Annotated in this window: 22 protein-coding genes and 1 riboswitch; of the genes, 8 read left to right on the top strand and 14 right to left on the bottom strand. The window is 47.2% G+C overall.

What is annotated here, in order from left to right; translation table 11 throughout:
* The first annotated feature begins 61 nt into the window (after positions 1 to 61).
* A complete protein-coding gene (locus tag AC1DOV_RS31010) occupies positions 62 to 1,300 on the top strand; it encodes an EAL domain-containing protein (protein WP_477551861.1) in 1,239 nt (412 codons plus the stop codon).
* Here AC1DOV_RS31010 and AC1DOV_RS31005 read toward each other — a convergent pair.
* A complete protein-coding gene (locus AC1DOV_RS31005; RefSeq protein ID WP_441958835.1) occupies positions 1,297 to 1,821 on the bottom strand; it encodes a GNAT family N-acetyltransferase in 525 nt (174 codons plus the stop codon). The two genes, AC1DOV_RS31010 and AC1DOV_RS31005, sit on opposite strands and share 4 nt — an antisense overlap.
* A gap of 116 nt (positions 1,822 to 1,937) precedes the next feature.
* On the opposite strand from AC1DOV_RS31005, the gene AC1DOV_RS31000 reads away from it, so the two are divergent.
* Complete coding sequence (locus AC1DOV_RS31000) at positions 1,938 to 3,173, top strand: MFS transporter (RefSeq protein ID WP_477551860.1); 1,236 nt, start codon at positions 1,938 to 1,940, stop codon at positions 3,171 to 3,173.
* 97 nt (positions 3,174 to 3,270) lie between these two features.
* Here the strand turns inward: AC1DOV_RS31000 and AC1DOV_RS30995 are convergent, their stop codons facing one another.
* From AC1DOV_RS30995 to AC1DOV_RS30970, 6 genes are all read right to left on the bottom strand, one after another.
* Positions 3,271 to 4,614, bottom strand: coding sequence for an FAD-binding domain-containing protein (locus tag AC1DOV_RS30995; protein ID WP_477551859.1), 1,344 nt, complete (start codon positions 4,612 to 4,614; stop codon positions 3,271 to 3,273).
* Between the two features lie 158 nt (positions 4,615 to 4,772).
* Positions 4,773 to 5,249: a C40 family peptidase gene (locus AC1DOV_RS30990; RefSeq protein ID WP_076271568.1), complete on the bottom strand. Its 477-nt coding sequence runs from the start codon at positions 5,247 to 5,249 to the stop codon at positions 4,773 to 4,775.
* A 3-nt stretch (positions 5,250 to 5,252) separates the two neighbouring features.
* Positions 5,253 to 5,406, bottom strand: a riboswitch (cyclic di-AMP (ydaO/yuaA leader).
* 232 nt (positions 5,407 to 5,638) lie between these two features.
* The gene (locus AC1DOV_RS30985) at positions 5,639 to 5,788 is read right to left on the bottom strand and encodes a hypothetical protein (RefSeq protein ID WP_477512188.1); all 150 of its coding nucleotides are present in this window, start codon (positions 5,786 to 5,788) and stop codon (positions 5,639 to 5,641) included.
* Between the two features lie 34 nt (positions 5,789 to 5,822).
* The gene (locus AC1DOV_RS30980; protein ID WP_441884810.1) at positions 5,823 to 6,407 is read right to left on the bottom strand and encodes a hypothetical protein; all 585 of its coding nucleotides are present in this window, start codon (positions 6,405 to 6,407) and stop codon (positions 5,823 to 5,825) included.
* 165 nt (positions 6,408 to 6,572) lie between these two features.
* The gene (locus AC1DOV_RS30975) at positions 6,573 to 7,388 is read right to left on the bottom strand and encodes a hypothetical protein (protein ID WP_477551858.1); all 816 of its coding nucleotides are present in this window, start codon (positions 7,386 to 7,388) and stop codon (positions 6,573 to 6,575) included.
* Positions 7,389 to 7,415: 27 nt separating this feature from the next.
* Positions 7,416 to 9,431 (bottom strand): M1 family metallopeptidase, encoded by a 2,016-nt coding sequence (locus AC1DOV_RS30970; RefSeq protein WP_441884806.1) that lies wholly within the window; start codon positions 9,429 to 9,431, stop codon positions 7,416 to 7,418.
* 106 nt (positions 9,432 to 9,537) lie between these two features.
* On the opposite strand from AC1DOV_RS30970, the gene AC1DOV_RS30965 reads away from it, so the two are divergent.
* The 5 genes from AC1DOV_RS30965 to AC1DOV_RS30945 all read left to right on the top strand — a co-directional run bounded on the left by AC1DOV_RS30965 (position 9,538) and on the right by AC1DOV_RS30945 (position 13,277).
* The gene (locus AC1DOV_RS30965; RefSeq protein WP_477551857.1) at positions 9,538 to 10,062 is read left to right on the top strand and encodes a YwhD family protein; all 525 of its coding nucleotides are present in this window, start codon (positions 9,538 to 9,540) and stop codon (positions 10,060 to 10,062) included.
* Positions 10,063 to 10,367: 305 nt separating this feature from the next.
* A complete protein-coding gene (locus tag AC1DOV_RS30960) occupies positions 10,368 to 10,820 on the top strand; it encodes a sigma-70 family RNA polymerase sigma factor (protein ID WP_339205969.1) in 453 nt (150 codons plus the stop codon).
* Positions 10,817 to 11,380, top strand: coding sequence for a hypothetical protein (locus AC1DOV_RS30955; RefSeq protein ID WP_477512190.1), 564 nt, complete (start codon positions 10,817 to 10,819; stop codon positions 11,378 to 11,380). The genes AC1DOV_RS30960 and AC1DOV_RS30955 overlap by 4 nt, the downstream gene beginning before the upstream one ends.
* Before the next feature lie 32 nt (positions 11,381 to 11,412).
* Positions 11,413 to 12,591 carry a hypothetical protein gene (locus tag AC1DOV_RS30950; protein WP_477551856.1) on the top strand — a complete coding sequence of 393 codons (1,179 nt, stop codon included), beginning with the start codon at positions 11,413 to 11,415 and terminating at the stop codon, positions 12,589 to 12,591.
* Entirely contained in the window at positions 12,588 to 13,277 is a 690-nt protein-coding gene (locus AC1DOV_RS30945) for a hypothetical protein (protein ID WP_477551855.1), read from the top strand. Before AC1DOV_RS30950 ends, AC1DOV_RS30945 begins: the two co-directional genes overlap by 4 nt.
* 85 nt (positions 13,278 to 13,362) lie before the next feature.
* Here the strand turns inward: AC1DOV_RS30945 and AC1DOV_RS30940 are convergent, their stop codons facing one another.
* The 7 genes from AC1DOV_RS30940 to AC1DOV_RS30910 all read right to left on the bottom strand — a co-directional run bounded on the left by AC1DOV_RS30940 (position 13,363) and on the right by AC1DOV_RS30910 (position 21,427).
* Positions 13,363 to 14,382 carry a GNAT family N-acetyltransferase gene (locus AC1DOV_RS30940; RefSeq protein WP_339205976.1) on the bottom strand — a complete coding sequence of 340 codons (1,020 nt, stop codon included), beginning with the start codon at positions 14,380 to 14,382 and terminating at the stop codon, positions 13,363 to 13,365.
* 170 nt (positions 14,383 to 14,552) lie between these two features.
* Positions 14,553 to 14,891: a cytochrome o ubiquinol oxidase subunit IV gene (gene cyoD, locus AC1DOV_RS30935; protein ID WP_076271578.1), complete on the bottom strand. Its 339-nt coding sequence runs from the start codon at positions 14,889 to 14,891 to the stop codon at positions 14,553 to 14,555.
* 1 nt (position 14,892) lies between these two features.
* The gene (cyoC, locus tag AC1DOV_RS30930; RefSeq protein WP_076271579.1) at positions 14,893 to 15,534 is read right to left on the bottom strand and encodes a cytochrome o ubiquinol oxidase subunit III; all 642 of its coding nucleotides are present in this window, start codon (positions 15,532 to 15,534) and stop codon (positions 14,893 to 14,895) included.
* The gene (locus tag AC1DOV_RS30925; RefSeq protein WP_076271580.1) at positions 15,534 to 17,504 is read right to left on the bottom strand and encodes a cbb3-type cytochrome c oxidase subunit I; all 1,971 of its coding nucleotides are present in this window, start codon (positions 17,502 to 17,504) and stop codon (positions 15,534 to 15,536) included. The genes cyoC and AC1DOV_RS30925 overlap by 1 nt, the downstream gene beginning before the upstream one ends.
* Positions 17,505 to 17,566: 62 nt before the next feature.
* The gene (gene cyoA, locus AC1DOV_RS30920; protein WP_477551854.1) at positions 17,567 to 18,565 is read right to left on the bottom strand and encodes a ubiquinol oxidase subunit II; all 999 of its coding nucleotides are present in this window, start codon (positions 18,563 to 18,565) and stop codon (positions 17,567 to 17,569) included.
* 287 nt (positions 18,566 to 18,852) lie between these two features.
* A complete protein-coding gene (locus AC1DOV_RS30915; protein ID WP_076271581.1) occupies positions 18,853 to 19,137 on the bottom strand; it encodes a hypothetical protein in 285 nt (94 codons plus the stop codon).
* Positions 19,138 to 19,318: 181 nt separating this feature from the next.
* Positions 19,319 to 21,427: a transglycosylase domain-containing protein gene (locus tag AC1DOV_RS30910; RefSeq protein WP_477527418.1), complete on the bottom strand. Its 2,109-nt coding sequence runs from the start codon at positions 21,425 to 21,427 to the stop codon at positions 19,319 to 19,321.
* Positions 21,428 to 21,937: 510 nt separating this feature from the next.
* Here AC1DOV_RS30910 and AC1DOV_RS30905 point away from each other — a divergent pair.
* Positions 21,938 to 24,901 carry a carbohydrate-binding protein gene (locus AC1DOV_RS30905; RefSeq protein ID WP_477551853.1) on the top strand — a complete coding sequence of 988 codons (2,964 nt, stop codon included), beginning with the start codon at positions 21,938 to 21,940 and terminating at the stop codon, positions 24,899 to 24,901.
* Positions 24,902 to 25,040: the final 139 nt, after the last annotated feature.

Here is a 25,040-nt window from a genome sequence, read left to right as displayed (position 1 = left end):
AATGTTATTCAATACAACATGACATATAATTTGACATTGATCTAACATAGAGGAGAACGACATGAATGAGTGCTCATCATCGTTGCTGTTGCCGAAAGCGCTTGAATTGGATGGTGAAACATTAGCTGCATTTTATCAGCCCATTATAGCGATGGATACAAGACGCATTATGGGTTACGAGGTGCTTGCTCGAGCTGTAAAGGGTGATTCCGTGAGGAGTCTTGGACCTTTCTTCTGCAATGAGCAAATTCCAGAAGATGACCACATTATTGTGGACCGGGTACTGCGGGAGCAAGCATTCTCGAAGCTGGCTTCAATGGAAGAAGAGCAGCCGATGTTATTCATTAATTTGAAGCCGTCTTGGATTTATCGGTATGAGGAAATCGGCGAGCTCTACACGTTGTCGCTGCTTGATAAGTACGGAATTGACCCTAAACGAATTGTCATCGAGATAACGGAGGAAAGCTTCCAAGGTTCCATGGATAGGCTTCGTTCTGTTGTCGACATATACCGGGCAAGGGGCTGTTTAATTGCAATCGATGATGTAGGCAGTGGTTTTAGCAATACGGATCGGATTGCTCACATTCAGCCCAACCTGCTCAAAATCGATATTCATATGATTAAGAAAAGCGCGACTCATGACGGCTATTTCGGTGTGCTGCGATCCTTCTCTGATTTAGCAGAGCAAATTGGAGCTTCGCTGCTCGTCGAGGGAGTGGAGACAAGGGAGGATTTGGCCCGCGCAATTCAGGCAGGCGCCCGTTACGTCCAAGGCTATATGTTTGCAAGGGCAGAGCCGGAGTTTCGTGAGCCTGCTTGTTTTGCATCTCTAATTGAAGCGGAGCTTGATCAGCATCTGCTGCATTTCGTTGGAACTGAACGCTATTGGCAGCGGCAATCGGAGAAGCTGGCAGAGCAGTGGGTTGCGCTTGTTCAGGAGACGCGTTACCTGGATCATGAGGATGAATGGATAGAGGGGCTGCTTCCCGAGCTTTACGACCATTGCATTCGGGTTTATTTGTGCAATGAGAGCGGTATTCAGCTCTCATCCAACTATTATCGCGATGCGGACAAGGCTTGGAGGCGAGAGGAGCAATACCGCGGTGCCAACTGGTGTTGGCGTCCCTATTTTGTTCCTAATCTCGTCCAGCTCAATGAGCATCGACGTGCAATCGTTTCGCGCGCCTATACTGATCTCGATTCTCACGCATGGATTAGAACCGTATCTGTTCTAGCAGCGCCTGGTCTTATTTTACTTATGGATTTGAGGGATTCTGAGCGCGGAGTCCAGCGTCGTTAACGTGCGGCTGCTGGCTCATAAACCATACAATGGCATTCGGCAAAGCCAGTGGGAGTAGAACGCGCATAGGTGTCGGTAATATGGAAGCCGGCTTGTTCATAAACGCGCATCGCACGAGTATTCCAAGTAAGCACCTCCAAATCAATTTCGTTTTGAGGGGTGCGCCTTATTGCCTCTGCCACAATGAGACGTGTGAAGGCAAGGCCGAGGCCTTTACCGCAAAGATCAGGCCGCAATCCGAGCCCGAGCCGCGTTACGCCTGTTAAAGGAAAAAACTGCGCGAACCCAATAAGCGCAGACTGAGCGTCTAGGACAGCCATATATTGGGCAGCACGAAGGACGGGATCGCCAAATTCGATTTCGTCTTTTTTCATTTGCTCCCAAGTCGGCCAATTATAAACATCAAATGGAGCCTCGTAGCGCCAGCCGCATAGTTGCTGTGCATGGACGGTTTCGAGCGGGCATATGGTCATATCGCCTTCATCTCGATTATAATGAATAGAGCTTTGATGGCTTGTCATTTGTTTTTACCTCCGCTTGAAAAAAAGTAGCTGAATAGAGCGAATGTCGAATGAAATAGGTTTATTATAACAGATAGGCGTGCGTTGATCGCGCGTAAATAAGGAGAAGCATCAAAATGAAGAAGTTGATCTGGCTAGGCTGCTTGTCATATTTAGTCATCGGCGTTGCCCATGTTGTGGGCGGATCTATCTTGGAACAGCTCATCGCTCATTATGGTTTAACCTATAAAGATGGCGGGCAATGGATTATGAATCAATTCCTCGGGTTCCTGGTGGGTGTTCTGTTAGCGCCATCTATTACTTCGAGAGTTGGAAAAAGAGGCGCAGTACTGATTGCGATGGGCGTACTGACGCTGAGTGAGGCGGCGTATAGTTTGCTGCTGCCATGGGGCTGGATGCTCGCGATTGCTCCGCTTGCGGGTCTTGGCTTTGGGATGACGGAAGCGGTCGTCGGCGCAATGATTATTGATATGGCGAAAAACGGCAAGGCATCGGCAATGAGCCGATTGGAAACCTTTTTTGGCGTTGGTGCATTGTTGATTCCAATTGCAGCGGCTTATCTGATTCAGCATAGCATATGGCAGGTTTCCTTTCCGATTCTGGCAGCGATGTCAGGCATCACCTTTGTTCTCTGGCTGACGATGTCCTTTGGAGAGCTGGATGATGAGCTTGGTATAGTTGCTCGAACACCGGGAGTGAAGGAAGGCCATTCGAATGAGTTGGAAGGAATGCAAACCACTCGCGGATCTGTCTTTTTTGGCTATCCGCGCAAAGCACTTCCATTTCTCTTGTTATCGGCTTTATTTTTTATGATTTATGTAGGAATGGAAATGAGCTTCTCTAACTATCTGCCTTCTATTCTCATCGTTCGATCAGGTGTAGGAGATTCCAGTGCGGCAGCGGTGCTCAGCTTGTTCTGGGGAACGATGGTGCTAGGGCGTCTATTTGCGGGGCTGCTGGCTGACCGAATGGGTTATTCGCGTTACTTGCTTATTGCTACAGCGGGCGCCTCGGTCGTTTTTGTTTTAATGGCTGTTATGGGTCAGCTTAGCTGGATGCTTGCCTTTGTCGCACTTAGCGGATTGTTCTTCTCGGGTATATTCGGTATCGCTCTTGTTTATGCCAATGAGCTCATTCCGGGTATGACGGAGAGGACGACGAGTTTGCTTGTAGCATTCGGCGGGCTTGGAGGAGCGATTTTTCCTCGTTTGACTGGCTGGATAATGGATCAGTACAATGTGCAATCTACGTTATGGTATATAAGCAGCTTAGTTATACTGATGCTGCTTCTGCTAGCGGCGATGCTCCTGCTCGGAAGAAAACAAGTTCACAGCGTACGATCCAAGGCTTAAATGAACTGCAAATTATAAAAAAACCTCCACATTCGCTGTTTCAAAGCGGGTGTGGAGGTTTATTTATTATTAAACGTGTTATTCTAAATGCTTTCAGCTATTTAAGAATGGTTTTGTATACCTCTATGGCGCGCGCGCGTGATGCTTTCAAGTCGACGATGGCACCGCTTTGCGGCTGATGAATCTCTTTGTCTGTCAGATGATTCAAATGAGGCAGCCAGCGCCTAATATAGCTGCCGCTAGGATCATGCGTCTGTGACTGAGTTGCGGGATTCATGATGCGGAAGTAAGGCGCTGCGTCATACCCGAGTGAAGCGCACCACAGCCAACCGCCGCGATTAAGCGTATTGTCATAATCGCTTAAGTGAAGGCGGAAATATTGTTCGCCAAGCGTGAAGGGGCATAGCAGATTTTTAGTTAAAAACATGGCTGTTACCATTCGCAAGCGGTTGGGCAGCTCACCTGTACGATTGAGCTGCGTCATGGCCGCATCAATGATTGGAATGCCGGTGGCAGCTGCAGCCCATGCTTCTAGATGAGCATTTGAGAGCTTGGACATATCAGCTAGCTGCTCGTAACGAAAGAAATCATCATGATACATCGCTTGATATAAATAAAAATCACGCCATGCCAGCTGCCGTACCCATGATTCAGACCCCGGGAGCCCTTGGGTCATTTCGTAGGCTTGGCGGGCGGAGATGGCGCCCGTATTAAGGAAACGTGCAAGCTGGCTTGTATGATCATCGGCATAGGCGTCCCTGCTCTCCGAATAAGAGGCAAGGCGTTCTCGTACGAACCGTTCCAGCTTGGATAATCCTTTGGACGATCCTTGCACGTTTGTGCCGCCTAGGGCGCATGAAACGGATTCGGGCAAAGCGAAGGACTGCGCAACCTTGGCATTAATTTCGCTTAAGGTAGCAAGCTCATGAATCGTCGTTTCACTCATTGGGCTATAGCACTCCAGCATAAAGCTGCTCCACTTGCGATAAAAGGGTGTGAAAACCTTGTATGGATCCATTTTTCGAGCAAATGCCGGGAAAGCATCTAGATCAGCAAGAGGTGAATCGGCAATAGACATCCAGCGGCGGCCAAGGCTGCGTGTGATTAGCCCAAGCTGCTCATCTCGCTGCCGTGAGTAAGGCGTATAGTCTGTATGAACAATAACCTCATCAATAGGATGCGCATGCAGCAGAGCTTCGGTGATCGCAGCAGGATTACCATAAAGCACATGCAGTTCCTTTCCTGCATTAGAATAGTTGTGCAGAAGCGAGGCGGCTTGCGCCATGAAATTCCGGCCGCTATGACTAGTTAAACGGCCATCTCCTGTAATAACGGGATCTATGATTAGCAAATGAATGCCTTGTTTCTCTTTTTTCTTCAAATAATCAAAAGCGCGCAAATCTGCAATACGCAAATCCTTGCGGTGAATAAACAAATACATCAGTGATAGCTCCTTCCATAAGCGCAACATTGAACGGCCGCATTCCAGCTGGAATGAAACAGCAAAGCCGCAAGTCATTTGTCGTCAGAGGACAAAAAACTGCGGCTTTGCTAGATGAGTCTACCCGTTCAACCCTCAAGAAGAGGGATTAGGCTGCTCTATTTTACGTCAACGTTGGCTTGGTATGAATCAGCATCCATGATACGACGAGCAGTTACATATCGTCCCTCATAGTACTCGGAGTTAAGTTTGTCAGTTACAACGCCTCTGCTCGAGGATGAATGTACAAACTTGCCATCTCCAATGTAAATGCCAACATGGGATATGGCGCTATTATTGCCGCCAACTGTGTCGAAGAACACAAGATCTCCCGCAATGAGGTCAGCCTTAGCGACCTTTGTACCTTCTTTTGCTTGCGAACCAGAAGTACGTGAAAGCTCAATGCCCATTTTCTCGAACACATAGCTCGTGAAGCCGGAGCAATCAAAACCTTTCGACGACGTTCCGCCGCTTTTGTACGGAGTGCCAATAAGATCATTAACAATTCCGTTCAATTTTGAGTCAGCGAAAGCGCTTCCCGCTTGAAAAGCGAGCACGAGAACGAGACCCAGGATTAATGCGGTAATCTTCTTCAATTGTGAAACTCCTTCCAATGCCGACGAGGTTAGCTGTGGGGTTCGGTTGAAGGCTCCCTATGATTCCTCGGGCGTTTGAAAAAAACTCAAACGTCGGAATCAATTCACCCAAAGTGGTTCCCCCGTATCCCAATAGGGAATTAGGCAGTTTTTTTATTGCTTTGAGAAATATTCGATTATTTTCAATGATCTCCTGCCTTTAGTGGCAATTTCTAATAATTCTCATGTAACCTTTTGACAATTTGCTTCGTTAAACCGTTCTTTCTGTAATATAAACACGCCATAGTAGTGCTTTCTAACTAAATACATGGAGTCAATTTCATTAATTATGTGGATGTTGTGTAAAATATACCGATTTGTCCTTTAGGCGCTATATCGCAAGGACTAGCTTAAAGTGCCGTAAACGGCGGTATTTCACCATTTTGCTCCTCATAAATTAGAAAAATCTCATCTATATCACTCGTGAATAAGCGTAGATTCAGACAGCCTAGCTGCTGCTCCAGATAGAGCGGCAGAAATAGACAAAGGAGGCTGTTCATGAGAACAGCCCCTTTGGGCAATCGAAAAAAAGATTTATTTTGCAGTAACGATTTTTTCAGAAATGAGCTGTGGATCGTTGTTTTTTTGCTGCATCCAAAACTGTACCTTGTATTTTCCAGCATTTTTAAAATCGTAGGAAACGAGCTTGGAACTGAACCAAAAGGTGTCTTTTTCGACGAACTCTTTAAAATCATCATCATCCTGGCTGCGGCTGTCGATTGTCGTTTCCTTATCATTAGGATCAACGATGGTCACTTTGAACTCTGAAATCGCCATATTCAAATTATCGATTTGCGCTTGCACTAAAAATTTCTGAACACTGCCTTTATCAACCTGTCCGAACATAGCTCGCTTCTCGTTCATTAGAAACATATGCACATTGGGCTTCTGAATAATGAGCTTCTTGTCATTGCTCTTCCATTGGACGAAGGCTTGAAGGCTGTCACTTAAAGAACGAATGCTAATATAAACCTTATCGTCCACAACGACAGCATCGTCAGTGGATTGCTTATTATTATAAAGGAGCGTTACCTTTTGAAATAGTTTGTCTGCTGCAACCAATGAACCGCCCGATAAGAGCAATACCATGGATATAATAACTAGTTTTTTACGCATCATTTGTGAATATCCCCCATTTTTGATTTTCTTTCAGTTATTTATACAGAACTGCCATCATTTAGTTGCGGTTAGTTGTAAAAAAAACCTCCACACCACAGCAAAGCGTGGAATGAAGGTTTATTTTTGCTTCAGCATCCAGAGGACGCTGAAGGCTTTTTTGGTTTGCTACATTCTTTTCGTTTCCAAAAAGTCATATTGCGCGGCAATCGTCCAAACCTTCATCAGTGTTTGAATGAGATAATAGCCTTGATGCAGAATGAGTGCAATCAGCCCGGCCCAAAGCATGGAGAGACTTGTCACCACAAGCCCAGCAGCCGCTCCAATCCCCCACATGATGAGCGACACAGCTGCATAGGTAAGGAAATTTCGGAGAGCGTGCCATAAGGAACGGAATATGCTTCCTCCTGATGCAGCGCTGAATTGCATGGCTAGAAACAGCAGATGCAGTACTGTGCCCCATAGGAGCCATAGAAGGGCGCTAGGCAGCACCATTTGCAGCAGCTCTGGAATAGAGCCGCTCTCTAGAAGCGCATCCAGTGAGCGCGGCAGCACATACCAAGCAGGAGCCACAGATAAAATAACCTCGATCCAGTAAAGCAGAACTACAGGCTTCCAAGCTTTGCGAATACCTTCTAGAAATCGTGTCCCTCCATTCGATCTGGACTGATTTAACGAATAGAATAGACCGGCATTGAATAAGGGAGTGATCAGCATTCGGGCAACAAGGAGACCGCCAAGCGTCCAGACGTAAGGATTAATGAGATCGGTCTTGAACAGCTGGAATTGTGCTTCGGTCATGAATAGCTGAACGGCTGCTTCTGAAGGAGCGGAGCTTGGATATCGACGCAGCAGTGGAGCTACGACCGAATCAATGAAGCGGTAAAGGAAGAACCCCCAGATCAGCTGATAAAGAAATAATAAAACAACAATGTAAAAATGTTTTACCGCTAACCGCCAGCCTTGCTTCAAATGTATTTTCATCGTTTATCGCTCCTTGAACGCAATTACTTACCAGCTCAGCGACCCGAGCAGTCCTTCAATTAGTTGGACAACGCCGAGGCTCCATCTTGTGCGTTTATCCTCTGGCAGCTGAGCCTGCATGTAGTTGTTAATGAGCTTATTATCAAGCACATTGCTGTTGTTTGGGTCAACGACTGCCCATTCAAGCGGAGCGGAATGCAGCTGTTTATATTGCATATGGGATTCCTGAGTATCCCAAAGCTTTGTTATTTTGGTGCCGTCAGTAAACTTCATCAACACTTTAATCTCGCCATTGCTGCCGCCGTTTTTCTTAACGAGTACAACAGATTCATACATCTCAGCACCATCTTGGGTGACTGGGCGTACATGAATCGATTCGATCGAAAAGTCGGCCATTTTGTTGCCGTAGACATATTGGCTGAAATAATCATTCCATTTCGTTTTTGTTACCTGTTCGACAACACGCTGGAAGTCTGCTGTCGATGGATGCTTGAACTTATACTTTTGGAAATAGGTTCGCAATATTTTTTGCATCGTTCTGGAGCCGACCTGATTCTCGATGCCAATGAGCACCAGCTTTGCCCTCAAATATACATTCTCGGCATATTGCGAGTGGCTGGCGTATGACCAAGATTGCTGCTTGAGCGGAGCGGGGTTGGTCATATAGCTCGCTTCCATGCGTAAATTCGGCTCCAAGCCGTATGCCGTCTCCATTACTTTATCCTCGGCATAGGACGTAAACCCCTCGTCCAGCCATGCCTCCTCAAATTCATTAGAGGCGACCATTCCGTACCAATATTGATGGCCAATCTCATGCACGACCGTACGTTCAAGATCGTAGCCTGGGTTATCATTTTCTGCAGCGAAAGCGGTTATGAGTGTTGGATACTCCATGCCACCAGCTCCGTTCGCTCCTTTGGGCGGAACGACGATCGACAGCGTACTGTAAGGATATTCTCCATACCACTTGGCGTAGCTTGAGAGTGCGGATTTGGCTGCATGCATGTAGCGGTCCTTAAGGTCAGCATGCGCAGGATCAAGATACAGCTTAATGCGTACACCGGGAATGCCGGTATCTGAATAAGCAGTCTCTTCATATACGAAGTCTGGCGAGGCCGACCAAGCAAAATCATGAATATCATCAGCATAAAACTGGTAAATCTTTGTTGCTTCCTTGATCTCGATAGGCTTTGTTTGGAAGCCCGTTGCAGCGACGGTGTAGTTCTCAGGCACATTAATCCGAACGCTGTATATGCCGAAGTCGCTGTAGAACTCAGAATTGCCATGATACTGATGGACATTCCAGCCCTCAGCTGTACGTCCGCGCATGCCGGCTGTCTCATATACAGCGAGCTTTGGAAACCACTGCCCAGCCATCACGAAGTTGCCGGAATAGCCCATTCTTGCGAATACCTCTGGGAGCTTCACCTCGTAGCTCATTCGCAGCGTTACGGAGGTGCCGGGAGCGATAGGCTCCGGCAAGCGGATTTTGGCCAAAGTAAAATCATTGGCATTGCCATCGTCAGGTTGTACATATTGAAGACGTGGCAGAAGGCTCTCACCGTTCAGCGTTTCTAGCGTAAGCAGGTTCATATAGCCTTGGCTATTGGTTGTTGCTTTGTCCTGACGCAGCTTGCCGCCGGATTCTTTCATAAACGTGGTTTTGCCCGATTGAAAGGCGTTCGGGTACAGATGGAAATAGAGCTCGGACACTGTTTTTTTGCCAGGGTTAGTCCAAGTTACGGTTTGCTCACCGTTCAGCTGCTTTGCATCATTCGTTAAATGCACGTTGATATGGTACTCAACGACACGTTTGCTCAGCTCTTGCGGTTTAGGTGTGATGACCGTATTCGGCTCCTGCACGGCAGGCGGCTTGACCGACTTTTGGGCAGGCGCTAGTGCTTGCTTGGCGTTAGCGGCGGGGGCAAAAGCATAAGTATATTGGGATTGCCAAGCAGTCCCGAAGTCATGCTGCATCGATATGCCGAGCAGCGCGACTGCGAGTATTACGAGTAAAATTCGTTTGAAATAGCGTGGAGTCATTGAACGTTTCCCTCCCGTTGACAAGCATCTACAGCATGTATATGTTTGCTTTTCGATGATTATTAGCTAAAATGGAATTATTGTATCGGGGAAGGTGTGAATATGCATGACGGAAGAACAAGGACAACCGGCTGAGCCGGTAAAGAAAGAAAAGAAATCACTGTCGCTCAACGTAGTGAGCAGCAAACAACATAAAGGTTTTGGAGCAGGAACGATCGATTTGAGCGCGGTATCCTGTGTTATTATTGATGATGGCGTTGCTTATATTGATGTTGGCGCTATGCATGCAAAGAGTAAAGTAGAGCGTGGCATTAAGTTTACGCCTAACAAAGAGGATACTCCGAACGGTCGTCAATGCTGGATCGTATGGGTAGCGGTTGACCGCAATGAAGAAGGCTCCTATTACGCGGGCGCTACGGCATGCGAGATGCTGATTGATTCCGAGGCGCGTCGCGGGTGGAAGCTTCTCCCGGATCACGTGAACAAGCTGGATCAATCACTCAAACGCCGCTATAACTTGTCCGAGCTTGGCGATGTCGATAAATCGGCGCTTCGCAAGTTGCTTGTGGAGCATAATTTTGAGTGGTGGGATCGCTCCCCAGACGAGCTTAAGCAAGCTTTGGACGTATAGCAGTTAGCGTTATTAGCAGCAGATTACCGTTATCGTGAATTATGGATGAGAACCTCATCGTTCGTAGGCTAGTCCTATCGAATGGTGAGGTTTTCCGCGTTGATAGAGGCTGTTAAAGCATTTAAAAAATTTTTTTGGCAGCAAGTGCAGGGTATGCGGGACAAGCTGGCGTCTATTAGATTGGGAAGGAGGGGAGCGACATTCAAGACGAGGATTGGATCAGAGAGGTACAGAAGGGCGGGCCCGAGCATTTTGGTCCTTTTGTACAGGCATATGGTCCTTATATATATAGAACAGTCTTCGCAGTGCTTCGTTCACCGCATGATGCGGAGGATATTACACAGGAAGTGCTGCTGCAAATTTATCGCTCCCTTCCGGATTGTCGATTGGATGGGCTCAAAACATGGATTACCCGTATTGCCGTCAATCGAGCGATCGATTTCAAACGCAGCCGTGCACGAAAACCAGAGGAGCTAATGGATAGCGAAGCGATGTCTGAAAAAGTACATGAAGAACTTGTGTCTGCTCCTGCTGCAGAAACATTAGCCATCGAACAGGCGGATAGGCAGCAGATACGAGAGCGAGTTGATGAAATGCCGGAAAACTATCGTGAAGTCATAACCGCTTATTATATGGAAGACAAGTCATATGAACAAATCGCAGCCGAAACTGGACTAGAACGCAAAAGCGTAGAGTCCAGGCTGTACCGTGCAAGAGGCTGGATGAAGCGCCATTTTCGGAAGGAGGACTTCGAATGATGATTGAGCATATCTCTTCTGATCAAATGTCCCGTTACGTAAACGACAGACTGGTTGAGGCTGAGCGTATACCGGTTGAGCAGCATTTGGCTGCTTGCGATTTCTGTTTGCAGCTGTTCGTCATTGCGATTGAAACAGCTGAGGGCGAGATGCAGCGGGCAGATTCTGATTTAACGACGCCGATGCCTAACATGGAGCAAATAGAAAAGCGTGTCGTGGAGCAATTGATGATGGAGCAGGAACATGATCATAGAGAAGTCGGGCCACATGTTGTGACGAGTACTATACAAGAGAAGCCTCGCCGTCTGCGGACATGGCTTCAGCATCCGGTAACGCATTACACCATAGCTGCTTCGATTACGCTGCTGCTGCTTGCCAGCGGGACTTTTGCCTCCTTCTCACAGAAGCTGGCTCAGCTTGATATGAATGAGAATAAACAGCAGGATATAAGGCCAAATCCGCCAGCGGCGGCAGGTGGACATTCCGAGTCTTGGTCAGACAGAATGGTTGATCAAACCGGATCGTGGCTCGATGGCTTAAAAGCTTCTCGATTTAGATAAATGAAAAAAAGAAGACAGAAGGGAATGAATAAATGATGAATAAAAGCCCGTTAGCGGCGTTCTTTCTTTCTTTTTTACCTGGCGTAGGACATGCCTATGCAGGTCGCCCAGTACGTGCGGTTTTGTACGGGGGAGCTTTCTTTGGTTCGATAGGATTGTGTATGCTATTTGGATTAATGGGCGGGTATATGGAGGATACAGTTTATATCTTTTTGTTTTTTATAGCGGCGATGGCGGGAATCATCAATATGATTGATATGGTCATCTTCCTGCTGCTAGGCAAGGGATTGCCGTCAGGCGGGGCAAACCAGCATCCATTCGAGCATCCTGCTGATCATTTCTCGCCAGGCTTTGTTCCTTTGGAGCAGGAGCGCCAGCGCGAGAAGTCGCGGACGATCATGTTCTCTCTGATTCCGGGTCTAGGGCATATGAATATGGGGCTTATGCAGCGGGGCATTACCTTTCTCATTTCCTTCATTGGCTGGTTTGCGATTATCGTCTTCTTAGGCACGATAACGCACAGGGCAGAGCTGCTCGTGTTTCTTTTGGCGCTTCCTGTTATTTGGATATACAGCATGTTTGACGCAATTAGCCAGCTGCATGCCAAGCAGCGCGGGGAGCATGTGGCGGACCGTGCTATATTTGAGGACGTGGAATCGTATATCGCCTCTGGGCGTAAAAGCAAAGTGCTGGCTATCGCATTAGCTATTTTTCCAGGTGCAGGACATCTGTATCTAGGTTTGCAAAAACGCGGCCTGCAGCTAATGGGTGGTTTTCTTCTCGCCGTCTATATTATGGACAATTTGCGCTTGTCGCTGTTTTTTTTCCTGCTTCCGCTGTTCTGGTGCTTTGCTTTCTTCGATGCGCTGCAGCAGACGTCTCGTTATGAGCGTCAGGAGCTTACCGATGAACCGGTATTGACGCAGCTTGTCCCTTATCAGCGCTGGTTTGGTTTTGGGCTGCTGGGATTCGGCGTTTATTACTTGCTCGATCGTGTAGCTGTAGAGGTTACTTCTCATTTCTCAAGGGAGCTTTATTCCCAATACATGCAAATTAAATATATGATACCAACGGCGGTTGTCGCATTTATTATGATTATTGTAGGCATGCGTCTAGCTTTCGGAAGCAAGGCATCTCCGGTAATGAGCAAAGGTAAACCGCCAGAGCTTCATAAGCCGATGCCAAGAAAGTACGAGGAGGATTCGCATTGAACACCAACACGGTAAATATGGCTGAATCGTCTGTCAATCAACCAGCAGGCGTTCGCACTTGGCGCGTCGGCTCATTATCCATGGGCGTGACACTGATTCTCGTGGGGACAGCATTAGCTGTCTCTCTATGGCAGGACATGGAGGCTTTCGAGGTGCTTGTTTGGGTCGCGCCAGTCGTTTTCATTATGCTCGGAGCGGAACTGCTGCTTTACTTGAAGTTTTCTAACAGTGCGCGTACTATCGTTCGTTATGATTGGATGAGTGTCTTTTTTGTAGGAATGGTTGGAACAGCCAGTCTAGGGCTTGCTCTGCTTATGTCAACGGGCTTATTCGATGAGCTGCAGCGAGGGTTGCAAATGTCGCAGCGATCAGCATTCGTGGAAACGAAGAAAATAGTGGTGCCTGCTGATATTAAGAAGATTGTTGTGCACACCTTGGATGGCGTGACGCTTGAGCAAACGGAAACACGTGAGCTTAAGCTGTTTGGCCAAATTCGTTATTGGTCATCCGAGAAGTATGAGCGATTGGACAATAAAATGCTGAAAACCGATGTTGTTGGCTCAACGATGTATGTCATGGTTGGTTCCGTCGATCACCGGGACGGCGGCCTCATCTCAGATACTGTCAGCCCGGAGCTGACATTAATTGTACCGAAGGATGTAGAGGTCGTGGAACAGGGGCGTTAGTAGCGAAATTGGAAAAGCAGCTTGAAGCGGGATGTTCTCGCTTCAAGCTGCTTTTTTTAAGAGAGGGGATATGAGGAGATGTCGTTCATTGCTGTACTTCGATGGGCAACTTACTCAACACCTCTTGAAGAGGAGCTAGGACACGATAAGAGCCGCGAAGAGGTATATAACCTAACTTGCGATTAATGCTGAGAATAGGTGCATTTGTTGAGTCATTATCTGTACGGATATATGCGGCTTGATGCTGCTGAGCAAGCTCAATCGCTTTGAGCTTTAAAGCAAAAGCAATCTTCCTGCCGCGATAAGCTCTGCTTACGCCGGTATATTCATGATACATTCCGTTTGTTTGTGGATTAAGCAGGACATTAGTAACCCCTACGAAGCGGTCGCCGTCAGCAGCGATAATCACTTGCTCAGGCGCATAGCCGTCTACTTTCAAATACCATTTGCGCCACTCGACGAAATCAGGGACTTCACCAAGATAACCGGGAATGTCCACCAGCGTTTCTTTATAGATCTCATACAGCTTCTGTTCGCTTTCTTCACCGGGTTCATCGGCAAGCGTTAGGAAGCGTAGCGCCCCAAGGTCTGGCATGCTTGGAAATTGCGGTTGTTGCGCTCCATCATGTTCACCAAGTGTAAGGACGGACTGGAAGGCATGGCGTTCAATTACAAAAGCATGTCGCTTTGCAAACTGAATCGCATCCTCATTATCGTCCCATACTTCAGTAATGAGCGTAGAAGCGCCTATTTTCAAAGCCCATTTTCCAATGTGAGCTAACAGCAATTGGCCGATTCCCTGCTTGCGATAAGGCTCTGATACGACAAGCGTATTGCATAAATAGCCAGGCTCTGTCCAAGGCGCCCGCCACGTCCAAGCGTAGCCGACAATATCGCCTTGCTCATTTACTGCAACCTGCCGCTCGCGATCGTATCCGGCAAGCAGTCCGTTCTCATCCATCCATGTATGTCCAATTTCATAAAGCTTCTTATCTGCATCATGCAGGTTCTCAGCAGTCGTCGGTTCTGACCACACTTGATTAAGCAATTGTGCAAGCTGCTCGTAGTCCTCTGGCAGCTGCAAGGGGCGTAGTGTAATGGACATGGCGTCCCACCTCATCTTTCGTTTCGGTATTCATATAAGATGATTATGGCACGGATGAAGCAGCCCTAGATAGGGAGAGTTTGACTATAAGCATTAAATAACAAACGAAAAAAAGCTGCGCCAAAGTCAGATAGACTTTAGCACAGCTTTATATTTATTCATATTGCCGATTATGAAGCGACGGCAACGGCATTGTAAGTCATAATCCATACAGAACCTGCGACGATTGTCAGCAAAATAACGAGGCCGAATATAAGCGCCATCAGGTTGAAGCGAGGTTTCTCCTCATCCCTTATGTGCATAAAGAAGATAAGCTGAACAGCAAATTGCAGAACTGCCGTCACAAGGATGAGCAGCGTTGCAGCTTTTTTGCTGAGCAGGTCATTCATTACTACGACAAGCGGAATGATTGTCAGAATGATGGAGAATAGGAAGCCGATCACATAAGACTTCATCGATCCGCCGTGGGACCCGTGTGCGTCCTGCGAATGTGTGTTATGGTTTTCCATCCTACATCACCCCCATCAAATAAACGATTGAGAATACGAAAATCCATACGACGTCCAAGAAATGCCAGTACAAGCTGATGATGCCTACTTTGCGCTTCGTAACGGGTGTAATGCCGCGGCGTCTAATCTGAAGAATTAGTGCAATCATCCAGACTAAGCCGAGCGATACGTGAAGTCCGTGTGTGCCGACGAGAACGAAGAAGGCCGACCAGTAGGCACTTGTTCCGATATTAGCGCCTTCGTGCACCAAATGCATGAACTCATTTACTTCAAGATAGATAAATGAAGCGCCGAGCACTGCTGTAATGGCAAGCCAAAGTATAAGGCCGCGCTTGTTGCCCTTGTTCATTTCAAGAACGGCTATACCGCTTGTAAAGCTGCTTGTCAGTAGAATGAAGGTCGAAATGATAATACCGTTCATCTCAAGCAATTCGGCACCTGTCGGTCCGCCGTCAGTGTTGAGACGGAGGACGACATAGGTTGCAAATAACGTACCGAACAAAATAACGTCGGTTATAAGAAACAGCCAGAAGCCGAACATTTTCATCGATTCTTGATCGTGATGATCGTCATGGTGACCGCCGCCGTGTCCAGCGCCATGTCCGCCATGCGCTCCTGCTGGAGTGGAAACTGCATGTGCCATTATTTTGTCCCCCTTAACGCTGCTTCCGTACGTTCAATCTCATCCACCGGAATGTAATAATCGGTATCGTAAGAGAACGAACGAACAAGCATACATACGGCTACGCCGACCAGACCTGGTATGGCCATCCATAGCCAATCCCATACGAAGCCGAAGCCTGCAATAAACCAGCAGATCGACATAATGAATGGAATACCTGAATTTTTCGGCATATGAATCGGTTCAAGCGGCGCAAGTGGTTTAGCAGGCTGACCATTCGCAATGCGCTGCTTTTCTTCCCACCACTCGTCTTGGCTAGTAACCTGTGGCAAGCGAGCAAAGTTATATAGCGGCGCAGGTGATGGAATCGACCATTCGAGTGTGCGGCCATCCCATGCATCGCCATCCTTTTCTTTCTTGAAAAACTTGATGCTGTGAGCGATTTGCCATACTTGGAAAATAAACGCGATACCCATCAAGAATGCTCCAACAGTAGAGACGACGTTCAAAGGCTGCCAGCCCATATCGAAGTCATATTCGTTGAAACGACGCGTCATACCCATTAAGCCAAGTGCGTATTGCGGCATGAAACAAACATAGAAGCCGATGTTCCAGAACCAGAATGCCCATTTGCCAAGACCTTCATGCAAACGGAAGCCGAACATTTTTGGCCACCAGTAGTAAAGGCCTGCGAAGTAACCGAACACAACGCCGCCGATAAGCACCTGATGGAAATGCGCGATCAGGAAGTAACTGTTGTGAAACTGGAAGTCAGCAGGTGCGACAGACAAGAGCACCCCGGTCATCCCACCGACAACGAAGCAGGGAATAAATGCTACCGTCCACATCATCGGAGTCGTAAACCTAATTCGGCCTCGATACATTGTAAACAGCCAGTTGAATATTTTAACCCCGGTCGGTATTGCGATAATCATCGTTGTCAAAGCGAAGAAAGCATTGACGTTGGCGCCTGAACCCATTGTGAAGAAGTGATGCGCCCATGTAAAGAAGGAGAAGAAGCTGATCGACATAAGCGCAAATACCATTGACTTATAACCGAACAATTTTTTCTTCGAGAAAGCCGAAACGATTTCAGAGAAAATACCAAAAGCCGGCAAGATAACAATATATACCTCAGGATGTCCCCACATCCAGATGAGGTTGATATACATCATCGGGTTGCCCCCGCCGTCGAGCGTAAAGAAGTGAGCGCCCAGATAACGGTCGATGAACAATAGGAACAAGGTAACAGTCAAAATTGGGAATGCGAAGATAATAGTTACACATGACGACAAAACAGACCATACGAACATCGGCATTTGCATGAGCTTCATGCCTGGTGCACGCATTTTTAGAATCGTAACGATAAAGTTAATACCTGTAGCCAATGAACCGATACCTGAGATTTGAATACCCCATATATAGAAGTCCTGTCCGAGTCCCGGACTTCCTGACAGCTCAGAGAGCGGCGGATAAGCGAGCCATCCTGCATCAGGTGAACCGCCGATAATGAAGGATACGTTAAACAGCATGGCACCGAAGAAGAACATCCAGAAGCTAAGGGAGTTCAAAAACGGGAATGCAACGTCGCGGGCACCAATTTGCAGTGGAACGACGATATTGAATAAACCGAACATAAGCGGCATCGCCATGAACAAAATCATGATTACGCCGTGCGTCGTAAAGATTTGGTTATAGTGATCCGGCTGCAAAAACTCCACTTCAGGAGCTGCGAGCTGAACACGCATGAGCAGCGCATCAACGCCGCCGCGGAACAGCATAAGAATAGATGCGATGATATACATAATACCGATCTTCTTATGATCGACGCTGGTCAGCCATTCCGTCCAAAGCCAGCGCCATTTTTTGAAAAAGGTAAGCGTGAATATAATCGCCACAACCGACAGGCCGATGGATACTTGAGCCCCTAAAATAAGCGGATCGCCTGTGACGAAAAATTCGGACGCGAAATCTTTAATTTTGTCTAACATGAGGGGTCCTCCTAAAAGTTTGTGGCACAAACTCGCCTCTTAAGCATTTGCTTGAAAGCGGGTTAATGACCCGCATGAATATGAGCATTTAAATCTGGTTTGCTTTTCGTTTCTTTTTGCGTCGTAGACGTATCCGCTGTGATGGATTCTTTATCCGTTTCTGCGGCGGGCTCTGTTGCGCCTCCACCATGATGCTGGTGAGCGCTGCCGTCGCCTTTTACATATTGCGTTACAATTTTATTGAACAGTCCTTCAGGGAAGCTGGAGAACAACTGCACATTAGAAGGACCTGGTTCAGTAAGCTTCTCGAACCCTTCCATTGTCAGTTCAGGCGACGATGCTTTAACCTCGCCTACCCAAGCTTTATAGTCCTCTTCGGACGTAGCATCCACCTTGAATGTCATTTTGGCAAAATCTTTTCCTGTGAAGTTAGCACCGGAGCCATAATAGCTGCCTTGCTCATCAGCCTGTAGGAATAAGGTCATCGCCATCCCTGACATGGAATAAATTTGTCCGCCGAGTTGTGGCACCCAGAAGGAGTTCATCGCCGTATCCGATGTTAACTGGAATCTAATCGGCGTATCTTCAGGAATCTTCAAATAGTTGACGGTCGCAATATCCTCTTCAGGATATTTAAACAACCATTTCCAATCAAGTGAAGTAACCTGAATCGTAATTGGCGCCTTAGCCGACTCAATCGGTTTGGAAGGCTCGAGCGCATACGTGTATTTGACGGTGACTATAGCAAGAACAAGGATCGCTACAATCGGAATGCTCCACCAGGTAATCTCTAGCTTCGTGCTGTGCTCCCAGTTAGGCTTATAGGAAGCTTTACTGCCGGGCTTATCACGGTACCGCCAGACGATAACAGCTGTCAGGATAAGTACGGGCACGATAATAACCGCACACAGAATGGTTGAAAAATAAATCAAATCTTTCTGAGACTCGCCGATTGGCCCTTTCGGATCGAGCACGATGAATTGCTCGCCGCAGCCGGAAAGCATAACGGCCATTAGCATAATCAGTGCGGGTGTCAGCATACGAAGAAACGGTCTCATCATCAGTTCAACTCCTCAAAATTACTGCTTACGACTACAATAGCAGATCCACAAGGTAATAACTGCGGGGTTAACAATTACGTCAATAATTCGTCTTTATTCTGTAATAGAAAGTTCACGGCTTAGACAACTGTTAGATTTAGGAGCGTTCAGACAGTGAATTGTTCTTACATATAGTAACTTTACCCAAATAAAATTGTTTTGTCCCAGTAAAAGCAAATAGACAGTCGCATCTGGTCAATGACCGAATGTGACTGTCTATTGGTTAAGAGTGATGAAGTTAATTTTAATTATTGAGGCTCGTTAAAATCCTTTGACGACTGCTCTTGGTTAAGGCGTGCATGAACAAGTCCGATCGCTGTGCCAATAACATAAATATGAACGCTGCCGATTAGGAATCCAATGCCGACCATAAGTCCAACATTTTTGTCGCTGAAATGGCTTAAGTTAATGAGGCTTAATAAAACGCCAATAGATAAAACGATCCAAGAGATGGCAGTCATTGCCTTTACGAGGCGCTTGACATCTGATTTAGAAGGCTGAATGTTGCTGATTGTTGCGGTTTTTGTTGTCATATTTAACACTCCCGATCAATTGTAAGTGTTTTCTTATCCATACTATACCACAACTTTGTGGTTTTGTTCAAAGAAAATTCACTTTTTGATCATAAGTTGGACAAAAATGCGCAAAGATCACGGTTGGTTCAATATTGGATGGAACAAAAGCCCTCCTCATTAAAGGAAGGCTGCTGTTTGTTTAGTCTGTCCACCAGCGTTTCAAGTCATTCCACCAAGAACGTCGTCCTGCTGTACCAGATCCATTTTGAGTGGCGTCACTGTCGTTATTTCCTGCACCCGCAGGCTCGCCGCATACATCAGTCGGCTCCGTTCCGCTGATGAAGGTTTCTAATCGTCTGTGCGGACAGCTGCTTTCTGCAAGCTTGCCGCTTGTCGGATCGATATACACGTTCACGATGCCTTCCGGAATCGGGAAAATCTTCGGCGGTATAGCAGACAGCGCTTGCTCAGTAAATTTGGCGAAAACCGGAGCAGCGCGGTAAGCCTCGGCAACGGTTAATTTGCGATCCTTATCGTAACCTACCCACACTGCTGTCGCTAGTTCAGGCGTATACCCGACAAGCCATGCATCTGTTGGGGTCGTACCCGTCTTGCCTGCTATCGGCCGCTTAATAATAGAAGATACGCGGAAAGCTGTTCCGCCTTCTTCAAATACACTCTCCATTAAACTGGTCATAACATAGGCTTCGGCTGGGGTGATGGCTTGCACTGATTTTTGTTTTGCTTCATATAATACCTGTCCCTTTCGGTCCTCAATGCGGAGAATCGCAATCGGCTCCATGTGAATGCCGCCGTTTGCGAAAGTACCAAATGCAGAAGCCATTTCGAATGGGCTAACTGGAAAGGTGCCAAGCGCAAGTGAAGGGACCGGCTTCATCGGACTTTCAATTCCCAGCTTCTTTGCCGTTTCAATAACTTTATCAGCGCCGACGGTCATGATGGTGTTAACCGCATAAATATTATCCGAGCTGGCCAGCGCCTGTCTCATATCAATCAGCTCATTCAAATACTTGTCACCGTAGTTGCGTGGTTCATACGTCTTCCGTCCCTCATCATAAGTGAATACAGTTGGTTCACTCTTATAACGGGTAACAGGCGACATAAAACCGCTTTGCAAGGCGGTTAAATATAAGAAAGGCTTAAAGGAGGAGCCGGGTTGGCGCGTCTTTGCAAACACTCGATTATATTGGTTGTTTTTATAATTTCTTCCGCCAACCATCGCTTTGATATATCCGGTGCGAGGATCTATTGCAATGAGCGCCGCTTGCTGCTCGGAGTTTTCGGGAAAGCCCTTTGCAATGACCTCTTCAGCCGTTGCTTGCGCGGACGGATCAAGCGTTGTATAGATGGTAATTCCGCCCTCATTCAGCAAATGTTCATTAATACCCAGCTTGTCGACAGCAATATACCTGATGTAATCGCGAAAATAAGGCGCAAACCCTTCCTGGTCGCCAGAGCCAAGTGTCTGGAAGCTCAGCATTTCCTTATAAGCGGCATCAGCCTGCTCGGATGTAATGGAGCCGCCTTCAAGCATCGCCTGCAAAATAGTAAGCTGGCGGTCCTTTGCATTCTTCATGTTAAGGTACGGCGAATAATACTTAGGACCCTTCGGAATGCCGGCAAGCATCGCGCTTTCTGCAAGCGTGAGCTCGGAAGCGTGTTTATTGAAGTACATCATCGCCGCTGCTTCAATACCATAGGAGCCGTGGCCATAATAAATTTGATTCAAATACATGCCCAGAATTTCGTCTTTGGAGTAATTCATTTCAAGCTGAACCGTGTACATCGCTTCCTTCAGCTTGCGCTGCCAGGTTCGCTCATGCGTCAAATATAGATTACGTGCGAGCTGCTGAGTAAGCGTGCTTGCGCCTTGGCGTGCCGAGAAGCTTTGGACGTTAACCATAACGGCTCGCGCCATTCCCTTCATATCGAAGCCGCGATGATCATAGAAGCGGCGATCCTCTATAGCTAAGGTAGCTTCAATCACATAATGCGAAATGTCGGATAGCTGCACAGAACGGCGGTTCTCTCCTGCATGAAACGTATCGATGACATTGCCATGCAAATCAAGCATTTGAGATGTTTGGCTAATCGCAGTGACTGGCAGCGATTGCGTACGTAAGAAGATAAGTGTACCGGCCAAGATGAGTATGAAAAGGGTGAATGCGGCAGCTGCCCATCTCAACCATTTCTTCATTTTCAGAAATTGGGGAAGGAACCTCTCGGTTATAAATGGAAAAGCAGGTCTGCGGCGCAGCTTACCCTGCTGGTTGGAATTTTTTTTCATGGAGCAGGCTCCCTTCAATGCAAAACTTCGCTTTTCCTTAGTATGGAAAAACGAAGAACACCCTATTCACGAAGAGGAGCGTAATCGTAAATATTTGTAGAAGGGATTTAAATAGTATTCATTATATAGATTAATATTCGGACTCTATTCAGTAGCGTGGCATAAGAATTAGCAGCCTGCAATACAAGAATAATCGGCTTGAAATTAGGATGTTGACGATAAGGAAAACGCATGATAATCTCTGATTAAAGGTTTAACCACGAATGACGAGCGTTACTTGGTTAAACGTTTAATTGGTTATCATAATCGTAAAATAAGGCATGGTATTATGCAAAGATCCATGAACCTTCCTCAATATGCTGCGAATGGATCAAAAAATGTTCTATTGAAAGGTGGTGTTGCCTGACATAGTGGATATCGATTTATGAATGCGTTTACATTAGAACCGCACTTATTCAAATCAACGCAGGTAAATGAGCTTCTATTATATGAAAAGGATCGTGATGATTAATGACGATTAGTCTTAAGAAACGTCTATCCGTACTCATTATTATGAGTATGGTGCTCACATTCTTCGCGCAGGCACAAACCAGCTATGCAGCTTCTTACGAGGCGGAGTCGGCTTCACTCTCAGGGGGAGCCGTATATGCGAATGATCATACGGGTTATTCCGGGTCTGGCTTCGTTGGCGGTTTTACAGATGGCAATAAGGGAAATGCAGCTGCTCAGTTTACGGTAAGCGCGGCAGCAGCTGGGGTTCATAACGTAACCGTGCGGTATGCGAATGGGAATGGCAGTGCGAAGACGTTGAGCCTATACGTAAATGGCGTCAAGATTAAGCAAACGACGCTGAATGCAACCGCGAATTGGGACAGCTGGACGACCAGCACGGAAGCATTGACGCTCGCAGCAGGCAGCAATACGATCCGCTACAAATTCGACACGATAGACACAGGAAACGTAAACTTAGACAAAATTGATGTTGAAGCAGCGCCAGCTGCGCCAAACACCCTTGAGGCAGAAGCGGCGACTCTTACTGGAGGAACAACTATAGCTAACGATCATACGGGCTATACGGGAACCGGATTTGTCGGCGGCTTCACAGATGGCAACAAAGGAAACGCGGCGGTACAATTTGCTGTTACGCCAGCCGCAGCCGGAAGCCGTGAGCTAACGTTCCGATATGCTAATGGAACAGGCAGCGATAAAACATTAAGCCTTTATCTGAATGGAACAAAGCTGCGTCAAGTGACGCTTCCAGCTACATCGAATTGGGACACATGGGGCACCAAGCTGGAAGTCGTTACTCTGAATGCAGGCAGCAATGCCGTTCGGCTTCAATTTGATACGACGGATTCTGGAAATATCAATTTGGATAACCTCGTTGTAGGTGCTCTTACAACAACGCCGACACCAACCCCTACACCAACTCCAACTCCAACACCAACCGTGACACCAACGCCTACGCCTACTGTAACACCTACCCCAACGCCGGGCACGGGATTTGTGTATCAAGCGGAGGATCAATTTTTCTCAGGTGGAGTAACCAAAACATCGACCTATTTGCAGAACTTTACAAGCGTCGGTGCGAGAGCAATTTTCACCGTTAACCGGACTGCGGAAGGGAACTCGGCCGTTGAGCTTCGCTACGCTAATGGAACAGGGACGATCAAGACGATAAATATTTACGTGAATGGTGTTTTTGTTAAAACAACAACGCTCTCAGCAACTGGAGGAGCAACTACTTGGGGCAGTCAAAGCGAGACGCTGAGCCTTCGCAAAGGTTTAAATACAATTACGTATCAATATGACAGCGGAAATAGCGGCGGAATAGCGATCGATTACATTTCTGCATCAGGTGGAATCGGCTTGGCGGCGCGGGGAGCAACCGTACCTTATCAAGAGCTGGAAGCGGAGAGCGGCACGACGAACGCTCAGGTGCTTACAGCAAACCGTACCTATTTGACTGTTGAATCAGAATCGTCGGGAAGACGCGCTGTAAAGCTGACATCTACTGGGCACTATGTGCAGTGGACAGCGCCACAAGCTGCTAACTCTGTTGTTGTCAGGTATAGTATGCCTGATTCGGCTGGGGGCGGCGGTACGAATGGAACACTTAGCCTTTATGTGAACGGAGCTAAAACACAGACACTCAGCCTAACGTCACGTTATGCATGGACGTATGGCGCTTATCCGTACAACGACAATGCTGCGAACGGCGAAGGACATCGCTTTTATGATGAGAGCCGCTTCCTTGTCGGAAATATTCCTGCGGGGGCTACGGTGAAGCTGCAGAAGGATTCTGGCGATACAGCTTCTTACTATACGATTGATCTTATTAACTTGGAACAAGTAGATGCCGCCTACACAATGCCTGCTAATTTCGTGAGCATTACCTCCTTCGGAGCTATTGCGGGCGATGCAGGTGATGATACGCAAGCGATTCGTGACGCTATTGCTAATGCGAAGTCGACAGGTAAAGCAGGCGTGTGGATTCCATCAGGCACCTTCCGAATGAATGACCGAGTGAATGTGAACGGTATCCATATTCGCGGCGCTGGCATGTGGTACTCTAATTTGCAAGGCACTAACGGGAAAGGCGGCTTTTATGGCGTAGGCGGTAATGTAACGATTACCGATCTTGCGATTACGGGAGATTCCCTGTATCGGAACGACGGTGCGGACCACGCTGCTTTCGAAGGAAACTTTGGAACAGGCTCGCTTATTCAAAATGTATGGATCGAGCATACGAAGGTGGGCTTCTGGCTGCAGTCTGGAACGGACGGTTTATATGTAGTCGGAGGTAAGATTCGCAATACATGGGCGGATGGTGTAAACCTTCACGGCGGTGTCAAAAATACAACGATCAGCCATTTCAGTGTACGCAATACAGGGGACGACGCCTTCGCGATGTGGTCGGACGGCTCACCGAATGAGAACAGCATGTTCCGCTATAATATCGCCCAGGTCCCTGTTCTTGCGAATACTTACGCCCTTTACGGCGGCAAGGACAACAAGATATGGGATAACATCGGTGCAGACACGGTGACGGCTTCTGCAGGCATCGTGGTCAGTACAAGGTTCAATGCCGTTGCGTTTAGCGGCACGACTGAAGTGAAACGAAATACGCTGAACCGTACAGGCGGCTGGGAGCGCAACTGGAACACGAGCTTCGGCGGTTTATGGATCTATGCAGAAAATCAGAGCATTTCGGCTCCAATCGTTGTCGATAATGTTCAAATTAATGACAGCACCTATGAAGCTGTGAAATTCAGCTACAATCAATCGATAACAAACGTGAGCTTTAATCAAGTGAATATCAGCGGTGCCGGCACCTATGGGATATTGTTCGATTCCGTTACTGGATCAGGGACGTTTAGTAATGTAACAGTCACAGGGGCTGCATCGGGAGGCCTATCGAATCCGAATAATCAGTTTGTAATAACTAGAGGTGCAGGCAACAGCGGCTGGTAGTATGCAATATAGGGGAAGCAGGCTGGCTCGCTTGAGCCGGTTTGCTTCTTCTTTTTTATATTTTCGGAGTACAAATTTTAGTGCCTCCACAAATAAGCTATACTATGATAAAACGTTTAACTCAAGGAGCCGGATGGAC

Source organism: Paenibacillus sp. 01T47, assembly GCF_056398245.1.
This window is presented reverse-complemented; position numbering and strand designations above follow the sequence as displayed.

Coding starts and splice junctions, on each gene's coding strand:
- AC1DOV_RS31010 (WP_477551861.1), top strand. CDS start 62: ATGAATGAGTGCTCATCATCGTTGCTGTTGCCGAAAGCGCTTGAATTG.
- AC1DOV_RS31005 (WP_441958835.1), bottom strand. CDS start 1,821: ATGACAAGCCATCAAAGCTCTATTCATTATAATCGAGATGAAGGCGAT.
- AC1DOV_RS31000 (WP_477551860.1), top strand. CDS start 1,938: ATGAAGAAGTTGATCTGGCTAGGCTGCTTGTCATATTTAGTCATCGGC.
- AC1DOV_RS30995 (WP_477551859.1), bottom strand. CDS start 4,614: ATGTATTTGTTTATTCACCGCAAGGATTTGCGTATTGCAGATTTGCGC.
- AC1DOV_RS30985 (WP_477512188.1), bottom strand. CDS start 5,788: ATGAACAGCCTCCTTTGTCTATTTCTGCCGCTCTATCTGGAGCAGCAG.
- AC1DOV_RS30980 (WP_441884810.1), bottom strand. CDS start 6,407: ATGATGCGTAAAAAACTAGTTATTATATCCATGGTATTGCTCTTATCG.
- AC1DOV_RS30975 (WP_477551858.1), bottom strand. CDS start 7,388: ATGAAAATACATTTGAAGCAAGGCTGGCGGTTAGCGGTAAAACATTTT.
- AC1DOV_RS30970 (WP_441884806.1), bottom strand. CDS start 9,431: ATGACTCCACGCTATTTCAAACGAATTTTACTCGTAATACTCGCAGTC.
- AC1DOV_RS30965 (WP_477551857.1), top strand. CDS start 9,538: ATGACGGAAGAACAAGGACAACCGGCTGAGCCGGTAAAGAAAGAAAAG.
- AC1DOV_RS30955 (WP_477512190.1), top strand. CDS start 10,817: ATGATGATTGAGCATATCTCTTCTGATCAAATGTCCCGTTACGTAAAC.
- AC1DOV_RS30950 (WP_477551856.1), top strand. CDS start 11,413: ATGATGAATAAAAGCCCGTTAGCGGCGTTCTTTCTTTCTTTTTTACCT.
- AC1DOV_RS30940 (WP_339205976.1), bottom strand. CDS start 14,382: ATGTCCATTACACTACGCCCCTTGCAGCTGCCAGAGGACTACGAGCAG.
- cyoD (WP_076271578.1), bottom strand. CDS start 14,891: ATGGAAAACCATAACACACATTCGCAGGACGCACACGGGTCCCACGGC.
- cyoC (WP_076271579.1), bottom strand. CDS start 15,534: ATGGCACATGCAGTTTCCACTCCAGCAGGAGCGCATGGCGGACATGGC.
- AC1DOV_RS30925 (WP_076271580.1), bottom strand. CDS start 17,504: ATGTTAGACAAAATTAAAGATTTCGCGTCCGAATTTTTCGTCACAGGC.
- cyoA (WP_477551854.1), bottom strand. CDS start 18,565: ATGATGAGACCGTTTCTTCGTATGCTGACACCCGCACTGATTATGCTA.
- AC1DOV_RS30915 (WP_076271581.1), bottom strand. CDS start 19,137: ATGACAACAAAAACCGCAACAATCAGCAACATTCAGCCTTCTAAATCA.
- AC1DOV_RS30910 (WP_477527418.1), bottom strand. CDS start 21,427: ATGAAAAAAAATTCCAACCAGCAGGGTAAGCTGCGCCGCAGACCTGCT.
- AC1DOV_RS30905 (WP_477551853.1), top strand. CDS start 21,938: ATGACGATTAGTCTTAAGAAACGTCTATCCGTACTCATTATTATGAGT.